A 23,189-nucleotide genomic window follows, 5' to 3' on the forward strand; every position below is an offset into this window, starting at 1 on the left:
CGGTCCGTGGCATCCTGCTTTCCCACCCCATTGCCACCCCGCTGCCCACCGCACGCGCGTTGCGGTTTGTGCAGCTGCTTTCAAGGGTGCGCACCCCTGCGACACCTTGCCGCAGTCAAAAATGTCCCGGCTTAATTGGGTGTTGCCGGCGAGATGGCAGAAGAAGCTGCATTGTCCGATTTTCCGGACAGTGTGTTCCAGATCACGGGTTTACCCTCAATGCTGCGATGCGGTAGATTCGCGGCCACGATGTCTGACGTACCGCGAACCTCACCCGAATTCCCTGCTTGCCCACCAGGCAAGCTCGCCGGGCCGCGCCACGCCGACGTCCTCCTGTGTGGACCGCCGCAGTCCCACTTTGATCCGTCCCACAAGGACCAAGCCAGGCTGCCGCTGATCGGCGCGTCCCCCGGCACACCGGTCGCTTGACCCGGATCTGACCCAGTTTCCCCCAAGCCTTAAGCCTGCCTCTTGCTCCTGCATCTGGCAGCAGAATCACGCCGCGCCGTCGCTGCCGTGGCCAACTCAACCAGTCGTGACATGAAGATACCCAAACTTCCGCGTTGGACGCGGCTAATGCCTTGCGCCGCCCTGCTCTTGCTGGCCGGATGCAACATGGCCGTGCTAGATCCGAAGGGCCAGATTGGCGCCGACGTCAAAAACATCATCCTGATCGCGACCTGGTTGATGCTGCTCGTCGTGGTGCCGGTGATCGTGCTGGTCTTCACCTTCGCGTGGAAGTACCGCGCCAGTAACAAGTCGGCCCGCTACGAGCCGGACTGGTCCCATTCGACCGGGATCGAAGTCGTGGTCTGGCTGATTCCCTGCCTGATCATCCTGGTGCTGGGCATCATCACGTGGAAGTCCTCGCACGACCTGGACCCCTACAAGCCTATCGAATCCAACGTCAAGCCGATCACCATCGAGGCGGTTGCGCTGAATTGGAAATGGCTGTTCATCTATCCGGACCTGGGCATCGCCACGGTCAACGAGATCGCGTTCCCGGTGAACACCCCCGTGAACTTCAAGATCACGTCGGATTCGATCATGAATTCCTTCTTCATCCCGCAACTGGGCAGCCAGGTGTACGCCATGGCGGGCATGGAGACCAAGCTGCACCTGATCGCCAGCGAGACCGGCGCGTTCGACGGCATGTCGGCCAACTACAGCGGCGGCGGCTTCTCGGGCATGAAATTCAAGGCCAAGTCGGTGTCGAACTTCGACTTCGAGGCGTGGGTCAAGCAGGTCCGCGCCTCGTCGAGCCAGCTGACCCTGGCTGACTACAGCGCGCTGGCCAAGCCCAGCGAGGCGAATCCCGTGGCGCTGTACGCCAAGGTCGATCCGCAGCTGTACCACGGCATCCTGCACAAGTACATGGACGGCGCCGGTGGCGCTATCGCCGGCAACGGCACCTCGTTTGGTCCCGTCTGCACCTCGCGCAACACCCTTGGCGTGAGCCAGGTGTCCATGGCCGCGCCCGCTACGCCGGCGCCGGGCTCGAATTCCTAGGAGTAGAGATGTTTGGCAAATTGAGTTTGGATGCCATCCCGTTCCACGAGCCCATCATCATGGGCACGTTGACGATGGTGGCGCTGGGTGGCGTGGCGCTATGCGCGCTGATCACCTATTTCGGCAAGTGGAAATGGCTGTGGAACGACTGGTTCACCTCGGTCGACCACAAGAAGATCGGCATCATGTATTCCGTGGTTGCGCTGATCATGCTGCTGCGCGGCTTTGCCGACGCCATCATGATGCGTACCCAGCTGGCGCTGTCCACCAACGGCTCGCCGGGCATCCTGCCGCCTGAGCACTACGACCAGATCTTCACCGCCCACGGCGTGATCATGATCTTCTTCGTGGCGATGCCGCTGATGACTGGCCTGATGAACCTGGTCGTGCCGCTGCAGATCGGCGCGCGCGACGTGGCCTTCCCGTTTCTCAACACGCTGAGCTTCTGGCTGTTTGTTGCCGGCGCGATGCTGGTCAACGTCTCGCTGGGCGTCGGCGAGTTCGCGCGCACCGGCTGGCTGGCCTATCCGCCGCTGTCCGGCATTGCGTACAGCCCTGGCGTGGGGGTGGATTATTACCTCTGGAGCTTGCAGATCTCGGGCCTGGGCACCTTGCTGACCGGCGTCAACTTCCTGGTGACCATTCTCAGGATGCGCGCCCCGGGCATGACCCTGATGCGCATGCCGGTGTTCACCTGGACCGCGCTGTGCACCAACGTGCTGATCATCGCCGCTTTCCCGGTGCTGACCGTCACGCTGGGCCTGCTGGGCCTTGACCGCTACCTGGGCATGCACTTCTTCACGAACGAAATGGGCGGCAACGCCATGATGTACGTGAACCTGATCTGGATCTGGGGCCACCCCGAGGTGTACATCCTGATCCTGCCGGCATTCGGCATCTTCTCGGAAATCATCTCGACGTTCTCCGGCAAGAAGCTGTTCGGCTACAAGGGCATGGTCTACGCGACCTGCGCCATCATGGTGCTGTCGTTCCTGGTCTGGCTGCACCACTTCTTCACGATGGGCTCCGGCGCCAACGTGAACGCGTTCTTCGGCATCACCACGATGATCATTTCCATCCCGACCGGGGTGAAGATCTTCAACTGGCTGTTCACGATGTACCGCGGCCGCGTGCAGATGACCACGCCCGTGCTGTGGACGCTGGGCTTCATGGTCACCTTCGTGATCGGCGGCATGACCGGCGTGCTGATGGCAGTGCCTGCGGCTGACTTCGTGCTGCACAACAGCCTGTTCCTGATCGCCCACTTCCACAACGTGATCATCGGTGGCGTGCTGTTCGGCTACATTGCCGGCATTACCTACTGGTTCCCGAAGGCCTTCGGCTTCAAGCTCGACGAGCGCCTGGGCAAGTACGCGTTCTGGTGCTGGATCATCGGTTTCTACCTGGCCTTCATGCCGCTGTACGCGCTGGGCTTCATGGGCATGACCCGTCGCCTGAACCACACCGACAATCCGGCGTGGAACCCGTACCTGTATGTGGCCGTGCTCGGCGCCGCGTTTGTCGGCCTGGGCATCCTGTTCCAGATCCTGCAGATCGTGGTCAGCGTGCGCCGCCGCAAGGAACTCCTCGACGTGACCGGCGACCCCTGGGGTGGCCGTACGCTGGAGTGGGCMACKTCGTCGCCGCCSSCGTTCTACAACTTCGCGCACACCCCGGTGGTGCGTGACCTGGACGCGTTCGCCGACATGAAGGCGCGTGGCGAAGTGCCGCAGCAACAAGCGCACTACGAGCAGATCCACATGCCGAAGAACACCGGCGCCGGCTTCTACATCGGTGCCTTCAGCCTGGCGCTGGGCTTTGCCCTGACCTGGCATATCTGGTGGCTGGCGGCGGTAGGCCTGGTTGGCATGATCGTCAGCTTTATCTTCCGCAGCAACGACGACCACATCGACTACTACGTGCCCGCGCACGAAGTCCAGGCGGTCGAAACGAGCCATTTCCAGCGCATTGCGTCACAGGCCTGAACCATGACGACTGAAGTCCTACAGCGTTATCCCGCGCATGGCGCCGCCGAGGCGCATGCCCACTCGCACGATCATTCGCACGATCACGCCCATCACGACACCAGCGCCAACACGGTGTTTGGTTTCTGGGTGTACCTGATGAGCGACTGCATCATCTTCGCCGGGTTGTTCGCCGCGTTCGCGGTGTTGCGCGGCGAAGTGGCAGGCGGCCCGTCGGGCAAGGAGTTGTTCGAGCTGAACTACGTCCTGGTCGAGACCTTCCTGCTGTTGTTCAGCAGCTTGACCTCGGGCATGGCGATGATCTCGCTGCATAACGGCCAGCGTGCCCGCCTGCAGTTCTGGCTCGGCATCACGTTCTTGCTGGGCGTGGCGTTCATCGGCATGGAAATCAACGAGTTCCATCACATGATCGCCGAGGGCGCAGGCCCCGAGCGCAGCGCTTTCCTGTCGTCGTTCTTCACGCTGGTCGGCACCCACGGGCTGCACGTGGCGAGCGGCCTGCTGTGGATGGCCGTGCTGATGTGGCAGATCTCCCGCAAGGGCCTGACCCCGACCATGACCAAGCGCCTGGCTTGCTTCGCCTTGTTCTGGCACTTTCTGGACATCGTCTGGATCGGCGTGTTCACCGTGGTCTACCTGATGGGAGCGATGTAATGGAACATAGCAACGTCTCTGCCGCCGGCGCTCACGACGCGCACGGCACCACGTCCGCAGGCGCCAGCCATGGCAGCGTCAAGTCGTATGTGATCGGCTTCGTGCTGGCGGTGATCCTGACCGTCATCCCGTTCAAGCTGGTGATGGGCGGCACGCTGGAAGCCTCGACCACGCTGGCCGTGATCCTGGGCCTGGCGGTCGTGCAGATCGTCGTGCACCTGATCTACTTCCTGCACCTGGACAGCTCGTCGGAGCAGCGCTGGAACGTGATGGCCCTGGCCTTCACCGCGCTGATCCTGCTGATCGTGGTAGCGGGCTCGCTGTGGATCATGCATAACATGAACGCCAATATGATGGTGCATTGAGCGTTAAGCCTCAATGCTGACGACAAAGGCGGCCTTCGGGCCGCCTTTGTCGTTTCTGGCTTCGTTGTCTGGCCAGCCTGGCCCGTCAGGCCACCTGCCGCGCGCCGCCGAACGCGCGTGGATGCGCCGGGCGCGCCAGGCCCAGGTGCTCGCGCAAGGTGTTGCCCTCGTAGCGCTCGCGAAACAGCCCGCGCCGGCGCAGTTCCGGCAGTACCAGTTCGATGAAGTCGTCGAGCCCGCCCGGCAGCCATGGCGGCATGATGTTGAAGCCGTCGGCGGCGCCGCCTTCGAACCACGCCTGCAACTGATCGGCGATGCTCTCGGCGGTGCCATGAATGGACCAGTGCCCACGCGCGGTAGCCACGCGCAGGTAGAGCTGGCGAATGGTCAGTGCCTCGCGCCGGGCTAGCCCGGTCACTAGCTGGAAACGGCTCTTGGCGCCGTTGGGCTCGGGCAGGTCGTGGGGCAGCGGCCCGTCGAGCGGGTAGCCGGACAGATCCACGCCGCCGAGGTTCTGCGACAGCAGGGCCAGCCCCACGGCCGGATGGATCAGGCTTTGCAGTGACTCGAATTTCTCCTTCGCTTCGGCCTCGCTGCGTCCGATCACGGGGAACACGCCCGGCATGATCTTGAGCTGGTCGGGCGTGCGGCCATAGCGCGCCAGCCGGCCTTTCAGGCTCTGGTAGAAGGCCTGGGCGTCTTCCAGCGACTGCTGCGCGGTAAAGATGACCTCCGCCGTGCGCGCCGCCAATTCCTGTCCGGCCTCGGACGAGCCCGCCTGCACGATGACCGGATGGCCCTGCGGCGGGCGTGACACGTTGAGCGGCCCGCGTACCTGGAAATGCTTGCCGTGGTGATCCAGTGCGTGCAGCTTGTCAGCCGCGAAATGCAGGCCGCTTTCCTTGTCGTAGAGGAAGGCGTCGTCTTCCCAGGTGTCCCAAAGCCCTGTCACCACATCCACGAATTCCTCGGCGCGCGCGTAGCGGTCGGCGTGCTCGGGGTGCTTGTCCAGGTTGAAGTTGCGCGCCTCGGCGTCGGACCACGACGTCACCACATTCCAGCCGGCGCGGCCGCCGCTGAGGTGATCGAGCGAGGCGAACTTGCGTGCGACGTGGAAGGGCTCGTTGTAGGTGGTGGAGACGGTGGCCACCAGGCCGATGCGCTCGGTCACCGCGGCCAGTGCCGAGAGCAGCGTCAGCGGCTCGAAGCTGGCTGCGCGCGCGGTGCGGGGCAGGGTGGCGTCGTCAAGCGCGCGGATTGCGACGCCATCGGCGAGAAAGATCGTATCGAACTGCGCGGCCTCGGCGCTTTGCGCCAGCCGCACGTAGTGCGCAAGATTTTGCCCGGCGTCGGCCTGTGCGCCGGGGTGGCGCCAGCCGGCCACATGGTGGCCGGTGGCTTGCAGGAAGGCGCCGAGCTTGAGCTGGCGCTGATGCGCGGGTTGGCTCATCTGTGGCTTCCTTATGCGGCGGCGCGCGCCGGCGCCGCGTGGTTGGCCGGCTCGGCTTGCTTGGGCGCGGCGGACTTCACCGATACGCTGCGGCGTCCGTCCACGCTGACGGGCACATCGCCCGCGATGGTGACGCGGCGCACCACGCGTTTCGCATCGCCGTAGTCGTTGATGGCGTAGTGCTGGGTGGCGCGGTTGTCCCAGATCGCCACGTCGTTGGCGCGCCAGCGCCAGCGCACCGTGTTCTCAAGGCGATGGACGTGGTCCTGCAGTACGGAGACCAGATGCTGCGAGTCGGAGGACGAGTAGCCAAGCAGCTTCTTCACGAAGTGCCCCAGCACCAGCGTGCGCTCGCCGGTTTCCGGGTGCACGCGCACCACCGGATGCTCGGTCTCGTAAATGGCGGCGGTGAAGACCTCGCGGTAGCGCTTGATGGCTTCGGTGCTGACCGTGTTGCGGGTGGCGGCGTAATCGTAGTCGTTGGTGTGCAGCGCCCACAGGCGGTCGGCCAGTTCGCGCAGCGCCTCGGGCAGATCCTGGTAGGCCGCAGCCGTATTGGCCCATACGGTGTCGCCGCCGGCGGCGGGAATGACCACGCCGCGCAGCACGGACACCTGCGGGTAGGCCAGGTCGAAGGTCACATCGGTATGCCAGGAGTTGGCACGGCCGCCGTGCTCGGAATCGAGCTCGAGCAGGAACCGCGTGCCGTCGCGGGAGGGCACGGTGGGGTGGGGCACAGGCTTGCCGAACAGGCTGGCAAAGCCCTCCTGTGCTTTGTCGTCCAGGTGATCCTGGTCGCGGAAGAACAGCACCTTGTGGCGCAGCAGCGCGGCGCGCACGGCGCCGAAGGTGGTGGCATCGAGGTCCGGCGCCAGCTTGACGCCGCGGATCTCGGCGCCGATGCGCCCGGCTACCGGGTGGATGTCTAGCGTGACTTGTGCTGCGGATTGCTGCTGGGTCATTTGGGCTTCTCCTGTGGGCGAGGGGCGCGATTCAGATCGCGAACTGGATGTTGGGCGGCAGCCGGTCGGTGTATTCGGGATCGGGTTCGCGCTTGATGGGCGCCTCCGCGAGATCGGCCAGGCGCCGGGTGAATTCCTGCAGCACGTCGTCCTTGACGCGCGCAAAGCCCAGCGCGGCGCGGTCGCGCGGATGGGCCAGCGGCACGGGCAGGATGCGCCGGATGCGCCCGGGGCGCGGCTCCATCACCACCACGCGATCGCCCAGGTAGATGGCTTCTTCGACATCGTGGGTGACCAGGATCATGGTGATGCCCTCGGCCTGCCAGATGCGGTGCAGTTCCTGCTGCAGGTAAGCGCGGGTCAGGGCGTCGAGCGCGCCGAAGGGCTCGTCGAGCAGCAGGATCTCCGGGCGCGTGACCAGCGCGCGGGCAATGGCCACGCGCTGGGACATGCCACCCGATAGCTGGTGGGGAAACGCGGTCTCGAAGCCGGCCAGCCCCACCAGAACGATATGCTCGCGCACCGTGCGGCGCTTCTCGGTCTCGGTCAGGTTGGCATTGAGCAGCGCCATGCGGATGTTCTGCTCCACCGTCAGCCACGGGAACAGCCGGTGCTCCTGGAACACGATGCCCCGGTCCAGGCTGGTGCCCACCACGCGCTTGCCGTCGAGCAGGATCTCGCCCTTGTAGTCCTCCTCCAGCCCCACCACCAGCCGCAGCAAGGTCGATTTGCCGCAACCGCTGGCACCGACGATGCTGACGAACTCGCCGGGCGCGATGGACAGCGTGATGTCTTCGAGGACGGGCAGGGGCTCGCCCTTGACTTCATATTGCTTGCGCAGGTGCGCGATATCGAGCGTGCCGGCTCGGGCCATGACAGGTCTCCGGGATGGGTTCAGAAGCAATGGGTTCAGGATCAGAAGGCGGCGACCGAGCGCCCGCGCCACGCTAGCAGGCGGCGCTCGATGCGGCTGGCGATCCAGTTCAGCGTAAAGCCGACCAGCCCGACCACGATCACGCCGAAGATCACCAGGTCCATCCAGAAATTCTCGCGGCCATCGGTCAGGGTGTTGCCGATGCCCTTGCCGGACACCAGCATGTACTCGGCGCCCAGCGTGGCCAGCCAGGCGTAGATCAGGGCCAGGTGGATGCCAGCGAAGATCGACGGCGAGGCCGACGGCAGCGCCACGCGCAGCAGCACCTGCCGGCGCGAATACTTCAGCACGTTGGCCACTTCCAGCAGATCGGCGGGCACGGCGCGGATCCCTTCGAAGGTGTTGAGCACCACGGGGAAGAAGGCCGCGAGCGACAGGAACACCACCTTGGCGGTATCGCCCAGCCCGAACCAGACCGAGATCAGCGGGATCCAGGCGAACAGCGAGATCTGCTTGATGGTGTGGAACGTCGGTCCCACCAGTTGCTCGAACAGCCGCGACAGCCCCAGCGCGGTGCCGAACAACAGGCCCACGCTGGCACCCAGCGCGAAGCCGGCAACGTCGCGCCACAGGCTGGCCGACAGCGCGACAAAGAGCGCGCCGCTGCGCACCTGGTCCACCGCCGTGGCCCAGACCTTGGACACCGGCACCAGCAGCGGCGAAGTGCTCCAGCCAAAACGCACCGCGGCCCACCACAGGACGATCAGGCCAATAGGAAGGACCCAGCCGCGCAACGCGCGCKGGATACGCAGGGAACGCGGGTTGCCGGATTTCGCGACCAGCGTCGAGGAGGCATCGGCCATGTTGTTTTCCTTTGCTGTTGTCTTGCGCCGCAACTCAGAGCCCCGGCTTGCGCCAGCGCAATACCGCGCGCTCGGCCAGTGCCAGCACCTTGTCCAGCGCGAATCCCACCGCGCCCACCACGATCACCGCGGCAATCACCATGTCGAGCTGGAACAGCTGCCGGCCGTACACGATCATGTAGCCCAGCCCTTCGGAGGAGGCCAGCAGCTCCACCACCACCAGCGCCAGCCACGCGTGCGTCAGGCCGTAGCGGATGCCGCTCCAGATCGGCGCGGCGGCGGCGGGAAACACCACCCGCGACAGCAGTTGCCAGCGCGTGAAACGCAGCACCCGCGCCACCTCGATATAGCGCGTGGGCACGTTCTGGATGCCCTTGTAGGTATTGAGCGCGATCGGTACCAGCGAGGCCTTGGCGATCAAGATGATCTTGAGCGCTTCGTCAATGCCGACCAGCAGCATCAGCAGCGGCAGCCAGCCCAGCACGGGCACCTGGCTGAAGGCTTTGAAGGTGGGATAGACGTAATCGCGGAAGCTGGGCGACAGGCCCATCGCCACGCCCAGCGCCAGCCCGCCGGCCAGGCCCAGCGCAAAGCCGCCGGCCACGCGCAATGCGCTGACGGCCAGGTTGGCCTGCAGCTCGCCGCTTTGGTACAGCTCGGTAAGCGTGTGCCAGACGGTGTCGGGGGCGGGCAGCACCTGCGGCGGAATCCACGCGAAGCGCGCCGCCACGTACCAGACCAGCAGCAGCGTCAGCGGCACCGGCCAGGCCAGCAGCCACGCGGCATGCTGCCGGGTGGGCCGCCAGCCGCGCAGCCGCTTGCCGCCTTGTGTGGGGGCGCTGCCCGCCACGGCCGGCAGCGCCAGGGTCTCGTTGGCTGCCATCGCGTCAGGCTCCGAGGATCTTGCCGTTGGGCTGGTAGACCGGCCAATAGCTCTGCAGGCTCAGGTCGTTCAGCGCGGCCTTCAGGAAGCTCGGGTCGATCCACTGGTCCACGTCGAACTTCGCGCGTGAGAGCCGCAGGCGGTACGCCTGCTCGGTGGCGTCCTTGTAGCGGCTCACCAGGAAGGGGTCAAAGTTCGGGTTCAGCCGCACGCGCAGCGGTTCGCCTTCGTAGTCTTCTTTCCAGTGCTCGTAGGGCGTGCCGGCGCGCGCCCACGTACGCAGCACGTCTTCGCGGTTTTTTTCGTCAGAGGCCCAGCGTGCGGCCTGCACCGCGGTCTTGACCAGTTGCTGGGTGGCTTCGGGGTACTTGCTGGCGAACGCGTCGGTCACCAGCACATGGCTCTGGCGCGTGTAGATCGGCGACTGGTTCTTGCTCGAGTACAGGATGCGCACCGCGCCCTTGTCGCGCAGGCGCAGGATATCCATGGCGCCGATGGCGCCGTCGATATCCCGTGTGGTGAGCGCGGCCAGGTAGCCGGCGGTGTCCAGGTTCAGCAACCGCAGGTCCTTCTCGGCCAGGCCGTTGGCCTCAAGCAGGCGCAATGCCGGCAGATGCATATTGGTGCCCTTGAACAGCGACACGCGCTTGCCGCGCAGGTCCGCCACCGTCTTGAGCGGGGAGTCGGGTKGCACGCCGATGTAGATATTGGTGCGCACGCCCGTGGCCAGCACCAGCCGCGTCTTGAGGCCGGCGGCGCGCGCCACGATGGCGGGCAGGTCGCCCTGCATCGCAAAATCGAGCTGGTTGGTGCTGATGGCTTCGTTCACGGCTGGCCCCGCGCCCTTGAAGAACAGCCATTCGATGCGCGTGCCTGACGGCTTGAACGCTTCTTCCAGCCAGCCGCGCGCATGCGCGATGGCCATGGAGCTGCCCGCGAAAGTGGGCGGCGTGCCGGTGGCCGGCTGCGCCACGCCAATGCGGATCACGTCGGGCCTGGCGCCACCGTTGGCACTGAATGCGCTCAGCGGGCTGGCGGATGCGGCGGCACCCAGGCCGGACACGGCAAAGCGTTTGAGGAGGGTTCGTCGCGTGATTGCCATCTTGGCTGGTTTCCTATCGGAGCAGTGAAAGTCATCAACGGCTCTCAAGATACGCGGTGCCTTTGGCGCGACAGAACGAATGTTTTTGGCTTTGGTTATGGGTTGCCTGCATAAGCCGGGGGTGGGGCTGCCGTCAACTGGCTGGCGGACCAGGTTGACGGTGGCCAAAGCCTACCTTATAGTAGGTAGGATATAAGCCTAGCCGCAGTACCAGCCGAACCCATGCCCACCGCAACGGCCCGATCCAATACCACGCACACCACGGACACCACGCGCGCCCATGTGCTGCGCGTGGCGCGCGACCTGATCCAGACGCGCTCCTACCTTGGCTTCAGTTTCCAGGACATCGCCGACCAGGTCGGCATCCGCAAGGCCAGCCTCTATCATCATTTCCCGACCAAGGAAGCGCTCGGCGTGGAAGTCCTGCAGGAATCCACGGCGGCGTTCCGGGCCTGGTCCGAAGCCTTGCCTGGCCGGCCCGCGCAGAAGGTGGCGGCGTATTGCCGGATGTTCCGCGAGGCGCTGCACGCGGGCAGCGGCGTATGCCCCGCCGGCGCGCTGGCGCCCGGCTGGGACTGCATCGACGAGACCCTGCGCCAAGCCGTGCGCGGCTTGCGCGCCGCGCAGGTTGACTGGCTGGAAGGGGTGCTGCGCGAGATGGGCCTGGGCCGGCAGGCCGGCCCGGCGGCCGCCGCGCTGTTCGCGGCTTGCCAGGGTGCATTGCTGTCCGCGCGCATGACCGGGCGGGTGGAGGATTTCGATCAGGCGGTCGCCTTCGCCAGGCAAGCGCTGTCGCTCTGATGCATGTTGAAGCAACGAGGCACGCCCGCAAGCGTGCCTTTTTTTGGCACCGTTACCCTACCATATGGTTGGTAGGTTGCGGTAACGCAACGGCATCGCAAGCGCCCGCGCGCATCTTGAACCAGACGGAGTCCCAGTCATGCAAGCTCTCATTGCCGCCTACGCCCGTACCCCCTTCCATTTCGCCGCCAAGGGTGCCCTTGCCCAGGTCCGGCCCGACACCCTGGCGGCCCAGGCCGTGCGCGGGCTGCTGCAGCGCGCCGACTTCGATCCTGCTGGGCTGGAGGATGTGATTCTCGGCTGCGCCTATCCGGAAGGGCCGCAGGGATCCAACCTGGCGCGCATCGTCGGCTTCCTGGCCGGCTTGCCGCAGCAGGTGGGGGGCATGACGATCAACCGCTTTTGCGGCTCGTCCATGTCCGCCATCCATATGGCCGCCGCGCAGATCGAGGCCGGCATCGGCGAGGCTTACCTGTGCGTGGGGGTGGAGTCGATGAGCATGGTGCCGCAAGGTGGTTTCAATGCCTCGCCCAGTCCCGACCTGCTGCGCGACTACCCCGATGCCTATATCAGCATGGGGCAGACCGCCGAGAACGTGGCGCGCCGCTATCACGTGTCGCGCCAGGACCAGGAACGGATGGCGCTGGCGTCGCACCACAAGGCCGCCGAGGCGCGCGCGCAGGGCAGGCTGGCCGGCGAGATCGTGCCGGTGGTGCGCGGCGATGGCGAGCGCATCGACGCCGACGGCTGTATCCGCCCGCAAACCTCGCTGGAAGCGCTGGCGGCGTTGCGTCCGGCCTTTGGCCCCGAGGGCGTGGTCACGGCCGGCACCGCCTCGCCGCTGACCGATGGCGCAGCGGTGGTGCTGGTCGCCACCGAAGCCTTCGTTGCGCGCCACCGCTTGCAGCCGCTGGCGCGCATCCGCGCCATGGCCACCATCGGCTGCGATCCGGCCGAGATGGGCATGGGCCCGGTGCACGCCACGCGCAAGGTGCTGGCGCGTGCCGCGCTGTCGGTGCGGCAACTCGACGTGGTCGAGATCAACGAAGCCTTTGCCTCGCAGGCGTTGGCCTGCATCCGCGAACTGGACCTGGACCCCGGCACGGTCAACCTGGATGGCGGCGCCATGGCGCTGGGCCACCCGCTGGGCGCCACCGGCGCGCGCATCACCGGCAAGGCGGCGTCCCTGCTGGCGCGTGAGCAGGGACGCTATGCGCTGGCCACGCAGTGTATTGGCGGCGGGCAAGGCATTGCCACCGTGCTCGAAGCGCTTTGAGCCGGGTTGAACACGACACACGATATCGAGGAGATCCCGTATGGAACAGACCGACGTAGCCGCATCCGGAGCGCCATTGCCCGCCGGTGTGGCGCAGGCGCTCAAGGCGTTCATCGAACCGCGCCGCTTCCCGCTTGCCGAGGGCGAGCGCCAGTGGCTGGAAAGCGGCCGAGCGCAGCGCGTCGCGCACGAGGGCGTGGAGCTTGCCGCTTGGACCTGGCCGGCTGCGCGGGGCACGGCACCGGCGCCGCGCGTGCTGCTGGTGCATGGCTGGGAAAGCCGCGCCAGTCACTGGGGGGCATGGGTGCCGGCCCTGACGGCGGCGGGCTTCGACGTCTGTGCCTTCGACGMGCCGGCGCATGGGGATTCGCCCGGTACGCGCTCCGACGTGGTGGCATGCGGGCGCGCCATCGGCAGCGTGGCGCTGGCGCTGGGCCCGTTCGACGTGGCGATCGGGCATTCGGCGGGCTCGGCCGCGGCGCTTTATGCCTTTGCGCATGGGCTCGACGTGCGTGCGAGCGTGCATCTGGCCGGCCCGTCGTCGCTGGTGCGCGTGCTCGCCTATGTGGCGCACGCGGCGGGGTTGCCCGAGGATCTGCGGCCGCTGCTGCGCGAGCGGTTTGAGCTATATCTCGGGCAGCCGGCCACGGTGATGGACCTGGCGCGGCTGGCGCCGGGCCTGCGCCACCCGGCGCTGCTGCTGCACGACCCCAGCGACGCCGAGATGCCTTATGCGGAATCCGTCGCGCTGGCGCGCGCCTGGCCGCAGGCGGAACTCGTGCCGGCGGCGGGGCTCGGGCACCGGCGCATCCTGAAGGATGCGGACGTGGTGGCGCGTGTCGTCGCGTTCCTGCGGCGCCACGCCGGCCCGGCAGCGCTGCGCCCGGACTGAGCCGGCAAGGCGGGTGTCAATCAGCGGGTGTCAATCAGCGGGCGCAAATCATATCGGCATGCGTTTTCCTTCGTTCCTCCGTTCCTGAGCCGGTCCTATAGTTCGCCCTTTGTGTGCAGTGGACAAGGCAAGGCGTGAGGCAATGACGAACAAGGACGACAAAGGCAAGCTGCCGCAGGCCGGGCGGCGCCGCTTCCTGCATCAGGGGGCAGGCATGGGCRCGAGCCTGGGCGCTGCGGCGGCGCTGGGCGCCGTGCCCGCGCGCGCGCAAACGCTGACGGTGCCGCCATGGACGCGGGCCCCGGGCGAGCCGGTGCTGTGGCACGCCTACGGCCAGCCCTCCGCATTCGAGAAGAACGTGATCCGGCGCAACCGCGGCCCCGCGCCGATGCCCGGCGCGAACTCCTCCATGACGCCGCTGCAGGACCTGCGCGGCATCATCACGCCCACGGGCCTGGTGTTCGAGCGCCACCACGCCGGCATCCCACAGATTGATCCGGCGCAGCACCGCCTTGCCGTGCATGGCCTGGTGGACCGCCCGCGCATCTTCACCATGGACGACCTGGTGCGGTTGCCATCGGTTTCGCGCATCCATTTCCTGGAGTGCTCGGGCAATACCGGGCGCGAATGGCGCGCGCCCAGCGCCACTTCCGTGCAGATCAGCCACGGCTTGCTGTCATGCTGCGAATGGACGGGCGTGCCGCTCTCCGTCGTGCTGGAAGAAGTGGGCGTGCGCCCGGAGGCCGCCTGGCTGCTGGCCGAGGGCGCCGACTCCGCCACCATGACGCGCAGCGTGCCGATGGCCAAGGCGATGGAAGACGCGCTGCTGGTCTACGCGCAGAACGGCGAGATGCTGCGGCCCGAGCACGGCTACCCGCTGCGGCTGTTCCTGCCGGGCTTCGAAGGCAACATGAGCATCAAATGGCTGCGCCGGCTCAAGCTCGKCCGCGCGCCCTTCATGACGCGCGAGGAGACATCCAAGTACACGGACTCATTGCCGGACGGCAGCGCGCGCCAGTTCACCTTCATGATGGATGTGAAGTCCGTGATCACCTTTCCCGCGCCGGACCACCGGTTGCGCGACAGAGGTTTTTATGAAATCTCCGGCCTTGCCTGGTCCGGCTACGGCCGCATCCGGCGAGTGGAAGTGTCGGTGGACGGCGGGCGCAACTGGCGCGAGGCGCAGTTGCAGGATCCCGTGCTGGACCGCGCGCTCACGCGCTTTCGCCTGCCATGGCGCTGGGAGGGCGGCCCTGCCGTGCTGCAAAGCCGCGCCATCGACGAGGCGGGCAATGTGCAGCCCTTGCCGGACCAGCTGGTGGCCGCGCGCGGCTATGAGTCCACCTACCACTACAACGCCATACAAGCCTGGCGCGTCAGCGCCGACGGGAGCATTGCCAATGCGCGCGCTTGAATCCCACCGTACCCACGTTGCCGCCGCTGTGCTGGCGATGGCCGCGGTCTGCGCGCAGGCACAGGCGCAAACCTACGGCATTGGCTTGCTGGCCAGCGAGCGCGATCTCGCCGCCTGGAACATCGATGTCACGCCGGATGGCGCCGGGCTGCCGCCAGGCAGCGGCAGCGTGACACTTGGCAAGCAGGTCTACGAGAACCAGTGCGCCGCGTGCCACGGCTTGAAAGGCGAAGGGAAGCCGGCCGATGCGCTGGTCGGCGGGCATGGCAGCCTGAAAGGCGGCGGCGTGAATGGCAAGCCGCCGTTGAAGACCATCGGCAGCTTCTGGCCGTATGCGACGACAGTGTTCGATTTCATCAACCGGGCCATGCCATACAACGCGCCGCAGAGCCTCAAGGCGGATGAGGTTTATGCGGTCACCGCGTATCTGCTGCACCTGAACGGCATCGTGCCGGCGGATGCCGTGCTGGACGCGCGCACGTTGCCGCAGGTGCGCATGCCGAATCGCGATGGCTTCGTCGCGGACGCGCGGCCCGATACGGCGAACGTGCCTTGCCGCCGCGGCTGCGGCGCACCGGCGCGTTGAGACTACGCTGCAATCACGCGGGACGCCCATATGCGATAAGCGAATAAGCGGCGGCGATTACATTCGTTGACCGCTCCAGTCCGGGTTCACTACAGTGCAAAGCTTGAACAAGCGGTGCGGGCCTGGCTATTGCCTTGTGCAGCCAGGCGCGGTGCCGCGCGCGTTCCGCTACGCACTTTCGGTCCCCCGCTTAAGAGCCTGTCATGACGATTGGAACCCACCCGGCCTCAACTTCCCGTGCCACCGCACCCGCCGCACCCGCCGCACCCGCTGCACCCGGCGCATTCCCCGGCAGCGCCCGGTTCGAGATCCGTCCCTTCGATGCGCCGCTGGGCGCCGAGATCGTTGGCCTGGACCTCGCCGAGCCGCTGTCCGCGGAAGACTTCGCCCGCATCCACCGCGCGCATCTCGACTACCACGTGGTGGTCTTCCGTGGCCAGCGCATCACGCCCGCGCAGCAGATCGCGTTCAGCCGCCGCTTTGGCCCGCTGCAAATCCATGTGCTGCACCAGTTCCAGCTTGCCAATCACCCCGAGATCCTGATCGTCTCCAACGTGCTCGAGGACGGCAAGCCGATCGGGCTGGGCGATGCCGGGCATTTCTGGCATTCCGATCTCTCGTACAAGGAAAAACCCAGCCTGGGCTCGCTGCTGCACGCCCAGGCGTTGCCGGCCGAAGGCGGCGACACGTTGTTCGCCAACATGCACCTGGCCTGGGAAACGCTGCCCGCGCATCTCAAGGCGAAGGTGGACGGGCTGAAAGCAGAGCACACCTACCTGGCCAAATACGCCGAGCTGCAACAGCGCAGCCCGTGGCGTCCCAACCTGACGCCCGAGCAGATCGCGCAGGTGGCCCCGGTGCTGCAGCCGGTGGTGCGCACGCAYCCKGAGACCGGSCGSCGCGCGYTGTTCGTCAGCGAGCATTTCACYACGCGCATCGCCGGGCTGCCYGARGAYGAAAGCCGYGACCTGCTGGCGCARCTGTTCGCGCATAGCGTSAAGCCCGAGCATATCTACCGCCACGCCTGGCAGGAGCACGACCTGGTGTTCTGGGACAACCGCTCGCTGTTGCATCTGGCAGCAGGCTGCCCGCAGGCCATGCGCCGCGTGATGTACCGCACGACCATCGAAGGCGATCTGCCCGTCTGAGCGGCACGCATCGCACACTGCAGGGCGGGCCCGGCCCGTCTCCCGCGCTCTGCCGAATTCACTGTATCCACGGTATCCACCGCATCCGCAATATCCACCGGAGTCCCGCATGTCCCTGCTACGTTCCCGTTTTTTCTCCGCCCGCTGGCCGCGTGGCGTCGTCGCGCTAACGCTTGCCGCTGGCATGGCGGCCACGGGCGCGGCCCGCGCGGAAGGGAAGATCCGCATCGCCGAGCAGTTCGGCGTGGTCTACCTGCTGCTCAACGTGGCGCGCGACCAGCAACTGATCGAGAAGCAAGGCAAGCAGCAGGGCGTGGACGTCAAGGTGGAATGGACTCAACTGTCAGGTGGCGCCGCCGTCAACGATGCGCTGCTGTCCGGCGCCATCGATATCGCCGGCGCGGGCGTGGGCCCCTTGCTGACGGTGTGGGACCGCAMGCACGGCAAGCAGAACGTGAAGGGTGTGGCATCGCTGGGCAACTTCCCTTACTACCTGGTCAGCAATAATCCCAAGGTAAAGACCATCGCCGACTTCACCGACAAGGACCGCATCGCGCTGCCCGCGGTATCGGTATCGGTGCAGTCGCGCGTGCTGCAGCTGGCTGCGGCCAAGCAATGGGGCGACAAGGAGTTCAACCGGCTGGACAAGTGGACGGTGGCGGTGCCGCATCCCGATGCGGCCGCGGCCATCATCGCCGGCGGTACCGAGATCAGCGGCCATTTCGGCAACCCGCCGTTCCAGGAGCAGGAGCTGGCCGGCAATCCCAATGCGCGCATCGTGCTGAATTCGTATGACGTGCTGGGCGGCCCCAGCTCGGCCACCGTGCTCTATGCCACCGAGAAATTCCGCAACGACAATCCCAAGACCTATCGCGCCTTTGTCGATGCGCTGGCCGAGGCGGCCAGGTTCGCCACCGCCAACCCGGAAGCCGCCGCCGACCTCTATATCCGCGTCAACAAGGCCAAGATCGATCGCGCGCTGCTGGTCAAGATCCTGAAGAACCCGCAGGTKCAGTTCAAGGTCGCGCCGCAGAACACCTTTGCGCTGGCCGAGTTCATGCACCGGGTGGGCGCCATCCGCAACCAGCCGAAATCCTGGCAGGATTATTTCTTCCAGGATCCGGTCACCGCGCAGGGTAGCTGACATGACCGCGCAACCTTCCCCGCTACGCGTGGTTTCCGCGCGCGCCGCCCCCGCGCCGCTGTTGCAGGTCGACGGCGTCTCGCTGGAATACCGCACTCCCGAGCGCGTGGTGCGCGCCACCCATCAGGTGAGCTTCGATGTCCATGCAGCCGATCGCTTTGTGCTGCTCGGCCCGTCGGGCTGCGGCAAGTCGACCTTGCTCAAGGCCGTGGCGGGCTTCGTTGCGCCGTGCGAGGGCGAGATCCGGATCGAGGGTGCGCCCGTCAGTGCGCCCGGCCCCGACCGCATCGTGGTGTTCCAGGAGTTCGACCAGTTGCCGCCCTGGAAGACGGTGCGGCAGAACGTGATGTTCCCGCTCATGCAGTCGCGCGGCATGTCGCGCCGCGAGGCGTCCGAATGCGCGCTGCATTTCCTCGACAAGGTGGGGCTGGCCAACTTTGCCGATGCCTATCCACATACCCTGTCGGGCGGCATGAAGCAGCGCGTGGCGATTGCCCGCGCGCTGGCGATGCGCCCCAAGGTGCTGCTGATGGACGAGCCCTTCGCCGCGCTGGACGCGCTCACGCGCCGGCGCATGCAGGAGGAGTTGCTGACGCTGTGGCACGACGCCGCCTTCACGCTGCTGTTTGTCACGCACTCGATCGAAGAGGCGCTGGTGGTGGGCAGCCGTATCTTGCTGCTGTCGCCGCATCCGGGGCGCGTGCGCGCCGAGCTCAACAGCCACCAGTTCGACCTGGCCAGCCAGGGCGGGGCGGAGTTCCAGGCTACCGCGCAACGCATCCACCATCTGCTGTTCGACGAGGCGCCGCACCCGGCGCCGTCGCCTGCACGCACCGCGCAGGCGCGCTGAACGCCCGCCAGGATCGACCATGACGAGCACAAACACAAGCACGAGCACAACCTCTCTTTCCGCCACCACGGTGGTCCGCGCGGAGTACGAGCGCGTACTGGAACCCTTCACCGCGCTGCCGGTCGCGCGCGCCTTGCCCTGGCCACAGCGCCTGTGGCAGCACGGCTGGCTGCGCAAGACGCTGATCCTGGTGGCGCTGGCCTGCCTGTGGGAAATCATTGCCCGCGTGCAGGATAACGATTTGCTGTTCCCGAGTTTCCTCGCCACCGCGCGGGCCTTCGCCGAGGGCGTCGGCAGCGGCGAGCTGCTGGCCAAGGCCGGCATCTCGCTGTCGGTGCTGCTGCAAGGCTATGCCGGTGGCATTGTGCTGGCGTTCGTGCTGACCACGCTGGCGGTGTCCACCGAACTGGGGCGCGACGTGCTGGACACGTTGACTGCCATGTTCAACCCGCTGCCGGCCATCGCGCTGCTGCCGCTGGCGCTGCTGTGGTTCGGCCTTGGCAGCAAGAGCCTGGTGTTCGTGCTGATCCATTCGGTGCTGTGGCCGCTGGCGCTCAATACCTATGCGGGCTTTCGCGGGGTACCGGCCACCTTGCGCATGGCCGGGCGCAACTACGGCCTGCGCGGGCTGCGCTATGTGCTGCTGATCCTGGTGCCCGCCGCGCTGCCGGCCATCCTCTCAGGCCTGAAGATCGGCTGGGCCTTTGCCTGGCGCACGCTGATCGCGGCGGAGCTGGTGTTTGGCGCGTCGTCGGGCAAGGGCGGGCTAGGCTGGTACATCTTCCAGAACCGCAATGAGCTGTACACCGACCGCGTCTTCGCCGGCCTGGCCATGGTGATCCTGATCGGCCTACTGGTGGAGAACCTGGTGTTCAGGACGCTGGAGCGTGTCACCGTGCGCCGCTGGGGCATGCAGCACTGAGGCTGGCGGTGATGGGAAATGTGATGGTTGCGCCACTCCTGGGCGAGGCGGTTTCAGGGGCTTCAGGGGTCGACCGGAGGCGGCAGAACCCGCTCGCTCAAGCCCAGGCGCTCCAGCACGCGGTCGGCGGCATTCGCCACGCTGTCACCGTGCGGGGGCATGATCAGGTGCGCGGTCTCGCGATACAGCGGGTCGCGTACCTGGAACAGCGCTTCCAGCGTGGCGCGCGGGTTGGCGACCTGCAGCAGCGGGCGGTTGCGGTTGCGCCGCGTGCGGTGCCACAGCTCGGCGGGCGAGGCGCACAGGTAGATCACGCAGCCGCGCGAGCGCAGCATCTCGCGGTTTTCCGGGCGCAGCACGGCGCCGCCGCCGGTGGCCATCACGATGCCGTTGCGCTGGCTGAGTTCATCCAGCACCCGGCTTTCGCGCTCGCGAAAGCCTTCCTCGCCTTCCAGCTCGAAGATCGTGGGTATCCGCACGCCGCAACGCGCCTCGATTTCGTGGTCGGAATCGAAAAAAGGCAGCCCGAGCCGGCGCGCCACCGTCCTGCAGATGGTGGTCTTGCCAGCGCCCATGAAGCCAACGAAGAAAAGGTTATCGAAATCCAAGTTTGCGTTGAGCCGTTTTCGGCTCCGGATCCGGTCTTCTCTACGGTAGCACGAGATGCGTGGCAATCAAAACGGGTGGGTAAGACGCTCATGCCAGGCCGAGCAGCTGGCGCGCCTCTTGCGGCGTGGCCACGGCGCGGCCGTACTGCGCGCACAGCGCCGCCACCCGGCCCACCAGCTGCGCGTTGCTGGCGGCCAGCGTGTCCTTGTCCCAGCGCACATTGTCTTCCAGGCCGGTGCGGCAGTGGCCGCCGAGCTGGAGCGTCCAGTGATTGACCTCCAGCTGGTGCCGGCCGATGCCCGCCGCGGTCCAGGTCGCGCCGGGCAGTACCTTGCCCAGTTGCGCCACCTGGAATTCGAGGATGTCCTTGCGCGCCGGCAGCGCATTCTTGATGCCGAACACAAATTGCACGTGCACCGGCGCCAGCAGCAAGCCTTCCCTGACCAGGTCCGCCGTGTTGTAGAGCATCGCCAGGTCGAAGATCTCGATCTCGGGCTTGATGTGGTAATCGCGCATGGCCTTGGCCAGCGCGCGCACGAAGTCGGGCGGGTTCTCGTAGACGGTGGTGGGGAAGTTGACCGAGCCCGTGGCCAGCGAGGCCATGTCCGGGCGCAGGTCGAGCATGGCGCCGCGTTGCTCCATGGCGCGCCCGCGCCCGCCGGTGGAGAACTGCACGATCATGCCCGGGCAATGCTTGCGGATGCCTTCCTGCAGCTCGGCGAAGCGCGCCGGGTCCGAGCTGGAATTCCCTGCATCGTCGCGCACGTGCAGATGCACCAGCGTGGCGCCTGCCTCGAAGCTCTGGTGCGTGCTCTCGATCTGCTCGGCCACCGAGATCGGGATGGCGGGATTGTCTTTCTTGCGGGGCACCGAGCCCGTGATGGCGACTGAGATGATGCAGGGATCTTGCATGTGAGGCTCCAATGTGAGGCTCCAATAAGGGATGAGGCTGCCGGCTTCAGGCCGCGGGGGCTTGGCGGCTGCGGCAGGCCAGGGCTTGCGCGGCCATGCGCAGCGAGGCGTTGGCCGCGCCGAAGCCGAGGTAGCCGTCGCGCTGCACCAGCTCGAAGAAGAAGCGGTCGTGGAAGGGCTCGGTGTACGCATGCAGGAATTCGCCACCGGCATCCCTGTCGTATAGCAGCTGGTGTTGCCTCAGGCGTTCCAGCGCGGCATCGTCCAGCCCGAGCCGGGCGCCGACATCGTCGTAGTAGTTGTCCGGCACGTGGAGCATGGCGGCCTCGGCGGGCACGGCCTGCGTCAGCGTCGCGCACAGATCCGGCGTACGGAATGCGATGTGGTGGATGCCCGAGCCCGCGTAGGCGGTGATGAACCTGCCGGTTGCGGTGCGGCTGCTCTCCGAGACATTGAGCGCAATCCGCAGGCTCTGCTCCGCGCTGACCATGGCGCGGCTCTTGACCAGTCCATACGGATCGGTGATTTCGTGCAGCGCCTGCGCCTGCAGGCCGAACACCGTCTTGTAGAACAGCACGAAGCTGTCGAGCCTGTGCGGCGGCAGGGCCTGGGCGATATGGTCGATGGCCATCAGCCCCGCGCCCGCGCTGTCGGCGCCGCCGGGTTCCAGCACGAAGTCGCTTTCGTAGATGCTGCGGTCCGAGCCCTGTTCGTCGATCAGGTAGAACAGCATGCCGTCGGGCGCGCGCAATGCCGGAATGCGGCGCTCGTGCGGGCCGATGCGCTCGCGCCACTCCTTGCACAGCAGGGCCCGGGCACGCGTGACGGCGCGTTGTGCATCATCCACCTTCAGGCCGAGTGCGCACACGGAGGGGCCGTGCAGCTGGAAATGCTCGGCCGCGGCGCTGTCCTGCTCGGCATTGAGAATGATGTTGACGCCGCCCTGCCGGTACAGCTCCACCGCCTTGGAGCGGTGGCGGCCCGCGTGGCTAAAGCCCAGCGAGCGCAGGCGCGCGCCCAGCTCGCGCCCGGTCACGTAGTCCACCGCGAACTCCAGGAAGTCCACGCCGCCGAAACGCGGTGGCGCCGGCAGGGGCGGGCCGCCCGCCTCGGACTCGAGCCAGATCAGCGAGCGCAGCCCATCGAGCGCGGTCAGGCGCGCGGGTGCCGCGCGGAATTCGTCGTTGAAGATCTCCAGCGAGAGCGGCCCGCGATAGCCCGCGCCCATTGCCGCGCGCGCAAATTMGGTGACGGGCAGATCGCCCTGCCCGGGGAAATTGCGGTAATGCCGGCTCCACGACAGCACGTCCATGCTCATCCGCGGCGCGTCGGCCAGTTGCACGAAGAAGAGCTTTTGCGCTGGCACCTCGCCGATGCCTTCGAGCGTGTCGCCAAGCGCGAGCGTGTGAAAGCTATCCAGCACCAGGCCCAGCGCGGGGTGGTCAGCCTGCCGCACGATTTCCCACGCCTGGCGCCAGCGCCGCGTGTGGCGGCCCCAGGCCAGCGCCTCGTAGCCTACCGACAGCCCGCGTTTGGCCGCGGCTTTGGCCATGGCGCGCAGGTCGGCCGCCGCGCGCGCAGGATCGTCGATGGCGATCTCCTGCACATTGCTGCAGACCAGCACCATGCGCGCACCGAGCTCTTCCATCACGTCGAACTTGCGCTCGGCTCGCGCCATGTTGCGCTCGCGGATCGCATCCGGCATGGCCTCGAAATCGCGGAAGGGCTGGTACAGCATGATGGCCAGGCCGAGGTCGGCCGCGATGCGGCGCACGTCGGCTGGCGAGCCGTCGAAGTTCAGCAGGTCGTTCTCGAAGATCTCGACCCCATCGAAGCCGGCCGCGGCGGCGGCCTCGAGTTTTTCAGGGAGCGTGCCGGAGAGCGATACGGTGGCGATCGATTTCGGGTGGCGCCAGATTGTGGTGTCCATGTCAGATCCTGCGTGCTTCGTGTAAGGCAAGATTAAGACTGATCGTAGGAGGCAACAA

General features: G+C 66.7%; 22 protein-coding genes. 13 read left to right on the plus strand and 9 right to left on the minus strand.

Annotation, left to right across the window (positions count from 1 at the left end; genetic code table 11):
* Positions 1-540: 540 nt before the first annotated feature.
* Genes cyoA through AC1DS3_RS01355 form a run of 4 tightly spaced genes read left to right on the plus strand, consistent with a single transcriptional unit; the run spans position 541 to position 4,513 of the window.
* Entirely contained in the window at positions 541-1,509 is a 969-nt protein-coding gene (gene cyoA / locus AC1DS3_RS01340; protein WP_441638144.1) for a ubiquinol oxidase subunit II, read from the plus strand.
* 8 nt (positions 1,510-1,517) lie between these two features.
* On the plus strand, positions 1,518-3,494 hold the full coding sequence (cyoB, locus tag AC1DS3_RS01345; RefSeq protein WP_477126560.1) for a cytochrome o ubiquinol oxidase subunit I: 1,977 nt from the start codon (positions 1,518-1,520) through the stop codon (positions 3,492-3,494).
* Positions 3,495-3,497: 3 nt separating this feature from the next.
* On the plus strand, positions 3,498-4,148 hold the full coding sequence (gene cyoC / locus AC1DS3_RS01350; protein WP_441638148.1) for a cytochrome o ubiquinol oxidase subunit III: 651 nt from the start codon (positions 3,498-3,500) through the stop codon (positions 4,146-4,148).
* The gene (locus AC1DS3_RS01355) at positions 4,148-4,513 is read left to right on the plus strand and encodes a cytochrome o ubiquinol oxidase subunit IV (protein WP_183031587.1); all 366 of its coding nucleotides are present in this window, start codon (positions 4,148-4,150) and stop codon (positions 4,511-4,513) included. The genes cyoC and AC1DS3_RS01355 overlap by 1 nt, the downstream gene beginning before the upstream one ends.
* An 85-nt stretch (positions 4,514-4,598) precedes the next feature.
* On the opposite strand, the gene AC1DS3_RS01360 is transcribed toward AC1DS3_RS01355, so the two are convergent.
* Genes AC1DS3_RS01360 through AC1DS3_RS01385 form a run of 6 tightly spaced genes read right to left on the minus strand, consistent with a single transcriptional unit; the run spans position 4,599 to position 10,647 of the window.
* Positions 4,599-5,963, minus strand: a complete 1,365-nt coding sequence (locus tag AC1DS3_RS01360; protein WP_441638151.1) for an LLM class flavin-dependent oxidoreductase — start codon at positions 5,961-5,963, stop codon at positions 4,599-4,601.
* A gap of 11 nt (positions 5,964-5,974) precedes the next feature.
* A complete protein-coding gene (locus AC1DS3_RS01365) occupies positions 5,975-6,925 on the minus strand; it encodes a TauD/TfdA dioxygenase family protein (protein ID WP_441638153.1) in 951 nt (316 codons plus the stop codon).
* 31 nt (positions 6,926-6,956) lie between these two features.
* Entirely contained in the window at positions 6,957-7,799 is an 843-nt protein-coding gene (locus AC1DS3_RS01370; RefSeq protein WP_441638155.1) for an ABC transporter ATP-binding protein, read from the minus strand.
* Between the two features lie 41 nt (positions 7,800-7,840).
* Positions 7,841-8,662, minus strand: coding sequence for an ABC transporter permease (locus AC1DS3_RS01375; RefSeq protein ID WP_477126561.1), 822 nt, complete (start codon positions 8,660-8,662; stop codon positions 7,841-7,843).
* A 34-nt stretch (positions 8,663-8,696) separates the two neighbouring features.
* A complete protein-coding gene (locus tag AC1DS3_RS01380; protein ID WP_441638159.1) occupies positions 8,697-9,545 on the minus strand; it encodes an ABC transporter permease in 849 nt (282 codons plus the stop codon).
* 4 nt (positions 9,546-9,549) lie between these two features.
* Positions 9,550-10,647 (minus strand): ABC transporter substrate-binding protein, encoded by a 1,098-nt coding sequence (locus tag AC1DS3_RS01385; protein ID WP_477126562.1) that lies wholly within the window; start codon positions 10,645-10,647, stop codon positions 9,550-9,552.
* A gap of 222 nt (positions 10,648-10,869) precedes the next feature.
* Between AC1DS3_RS01385 and AC1DS3_RS01390 the strand changes: the two genes are divergently transcribed.
* The 9 genes from AC1DS3_RS01390 to AC1DS3_RS01430 all read left to right on the plus strand — a co-directional run bounded on the left by AC1DS3_RS01390 (position 10,870) and on the right by AC1DS3_RS01430 (position 19,680).
* Entirely contained in the window at positions 10,870-11,448 is a 579-nt protein-coding gene (locus tag AC1DS3_RS01390) for a TetR/AcrR family transcriptional regulator (protein ID WP_441638163.1), read from the plus strand.
* Between the two features lie 139 nt (positions 11,449-11,587).
* Entirely contained in the window at positions 11,588-12,724 is a 1,137-nt protein-coding gene (locus AC1DS3_RS01395) for a thiolase family protein (protein WP_441638165.1), read from the plus strand.
* A gap of 40 nt (positions 12,725-12,764) precedes the next feature.
* The gene (locus AC1DS3_RS01400) at positions 12,765-13,616 is read left to right on the plus strand and encodes an alpha/beta hydrolase family protein (RefSeq protein WP_477126563.1); all 852 of its coding nucleotides are present in this window, start codon (positions 12,765-12,767) and stop codon (positions 13,614-13,616) included.
* A 142-nt stretch (positions 13,617-13,758) separates the two neighbouring features.
* Positions 13,759-15,030 (plus strand): sulfite dehydrogenase, encoded by a 1,272-nt coding sequence (soxC, locus tag AC1DS3_RS01405; RefSeq protein WP_477126564.1) that lies wholly within the window; start codon positions 13,759-13,761, stop codon positions 15,028-15,030.
* Positions 15,017-15,616, plus strand: a complete 600-nt coding sequence (locus AC1DS3_RS01410) for a c-type cytochrome (protein ID WP_441638171.1) — start codon at positions 15,017-15,019, stop codon at positions 15,614-15,616. Before soxC ends, AC1DS3_RS01410 begins: the two co-directional genes overlap by 14 nt.
* A gap of 203 nt (positions 15,617-15,819) precedes the next feature.
* Positions 15,820-16,764 carry a TauD/TfdA dioxygenase family protein gene (locus AC1DS3_RS01415; RefSeq protein ID WP_441638173.1) on the plus strand — a complete coding sequence of 315 codons (945 nt, stop codon included), beginning with the start codon at positions 15,820-15,822 and terminating at the stop codon, positions 16,762-16,764.
* A 109-nt stretch (positions 16,765-16,873) separates the two neighbouring features.
* A complete protein-coding gene (locus AC1DS3_RS01420; protein ID WP_477126565.1) occupies positions 16,874-17,908 on the plus strand; it encodes an ABC transporter substrate-binding protein in 1,035 nt (344 codons plus the stop codon).
* A 1-nt stretch (position 17,909) separates the two neighbouring features.
* Entirely contained in the window at positions 17,910-18,758 is an 849-nt protein-coding gene (locus AC1DS3_RS01425) for an ABC transporter ATP-binding protein (protein WP_441638177.1), read from the plus strand.
* Positions 18,759-18,777: 19 nt separating this feature from the next.
* Positions 18,778-19,680: an ABC transporter permease gene (locus tag AC1DS3_RS01430; protein ID WP_441638179.1), complete on the plus strand. Its 903-nt coding sequence runs from the start codon at positions 18,778-18,780 to the stop codon at positions 19,678-19,680.
* A 62-nt stretch (positions 19,681-19,742) separates the two neighbouring features.
* Here the strand turns inward: AC1DS3_RS01430 and AC1DS3_RS01435 are convergent, their stop codons facing one another.
* From AC1DS3_RS01435 to AC1DS3_RS01445, 3 genes are all read right to left on the minus strand, one after another.
* A complete protein-coding gene (locus AC1DS3_RS01435; RefSeq protein WP_477126566.1) occupies positions 19,743-20,288 on the minus strand; it encodes a shikimate kinase in 546 nt (181 codons plus the stop codon).
* A gap of 88 nt (positions 20,289-20,376) precedes the next feature.
* Positions 20,377-21,201, minus strand: a complete 825-nt coding sequence (locus tag AC1DS3_RS01440) for a 3-oxoadipate:acetyl-CoA acetyltransferase (RefSeq protein ID WP_441638183.1) — start codon at positions 21,199-21,201, stop codon at positions 20,377-20,379.
* A gap of 46 nt (positions 21,202-21,247) precedes the next feature.
* Positions 21,248-23,131 (minus strand): bifunctional sugar phosphate isomerase/epimerase/4-hydroxyphenylpyruvate dioxygenase family protein, encoded by a 1,884-nt coding sequence (locus tag AC1DS3_RS01445; RefSeq protein WP_477126567.1) that lies wholly within the window; start codon positions 23,129-23,131, stop codon positions 21,248-21,250.
* Positions 23,132-23,189: the final 58 nt, after the last annotated feature.

It is taken from the genome of Cupriavidus sp. 01L46 (assembly GCF_056399905.1).

Bases quoted from the DNA above. Each gene is read 5' to 3' on its own strand.
- cyoA (WP_441638144.1), top strand. From the start codon at position 541: ATGAAGATACCCAAACTTCCGCGTTGGACGCGGCTAATGCCTTGCGCC.
- cyoC (WP_441638148.1), top strand. From the start codon at position 3,498: ATGACGACTGAAGTCCTACAGCGTTATCCCGCGCATGGCGCCGCCGAG.
- AC1DS3_RS01355 (WP_183031587.1), top strand. From the start codon at position 4,148: ATGGAACATAGCAACGTCTCTGCCGCCGGCGCTCACGACGCGCACGGC.
- AC1DS3_RS01360 (WP_441638151.1), bottom strand. From the start codon at position 5,963: ATGAGCCAACCCGCGCATCAGCGCCAGCTCAAGCTCGGCGCCTTCCTG.
- AC1DS3_RS01365 (WP_441638153.1), bottom strand. From the start codon at position 6,925: ATGACCCAGCAGCAATCCGCAGCACAAGTCACGCTAGACATCCACCCG.
- AC1DS3_RS01370 (WP_441638155.1), bottom strand. From the start codon at position 7,799: ATGGCCCGAGCCGGCACGCTCGATATCGCGCACCTGCGCAAGCAATAT.
- AC1DS3_RS01380 (WP_441638159.1), bottom strand. From the start codon at position 9,545: ATGGCAGCCAACGAGACCCTGGCGCTGCCGGCCGTGGCGGGCAGCGCC.
- AC1DS3_RS01390 (WP_441638163.1), top strand. From the start codon at position 10,870: ATGCCCACCGCAACGGCCCGATCCAATACCACGCACACCACGGACACC.
- AC1DS3_RS01395 (WP_441638165.1), top strand. From the start codon at position 11,588: ATGCAAGCTCTCATTGCCGCCTACGCCCGTACCCCCTTCCATTTCGCC.
- AC1DS3_RS01410 (WP_441638171.1), top strand. From the start codon at position 15,017: ATGCGCGCGCTTGAATCCCACCGTACCCACGTTGCCGCCGCTGTGCTG.
- AC1DS3_RS01425 (WP_441638177.1), top strand. From the start codon at position 17,910: ATGACCGCGCAACCTTCCCCGCTACGCGTGGTTTCCGCGCGCGCCGCC.
- AC1DS3_RS01430 (WP_441638179.1), top strand. From the start codon at position 18,778: ATGACGAGCACAAACACAAGCACGAGCACAACCTCTCTTTCCGCCACC.
- AC1DS3_RS01440 (WP_441638183.1), bottom strand. From the start codon at position 21,201: ATGCAAGATCCCTGCATCATCTCAGTCGCCATCACGGGCTCGGTGCCC.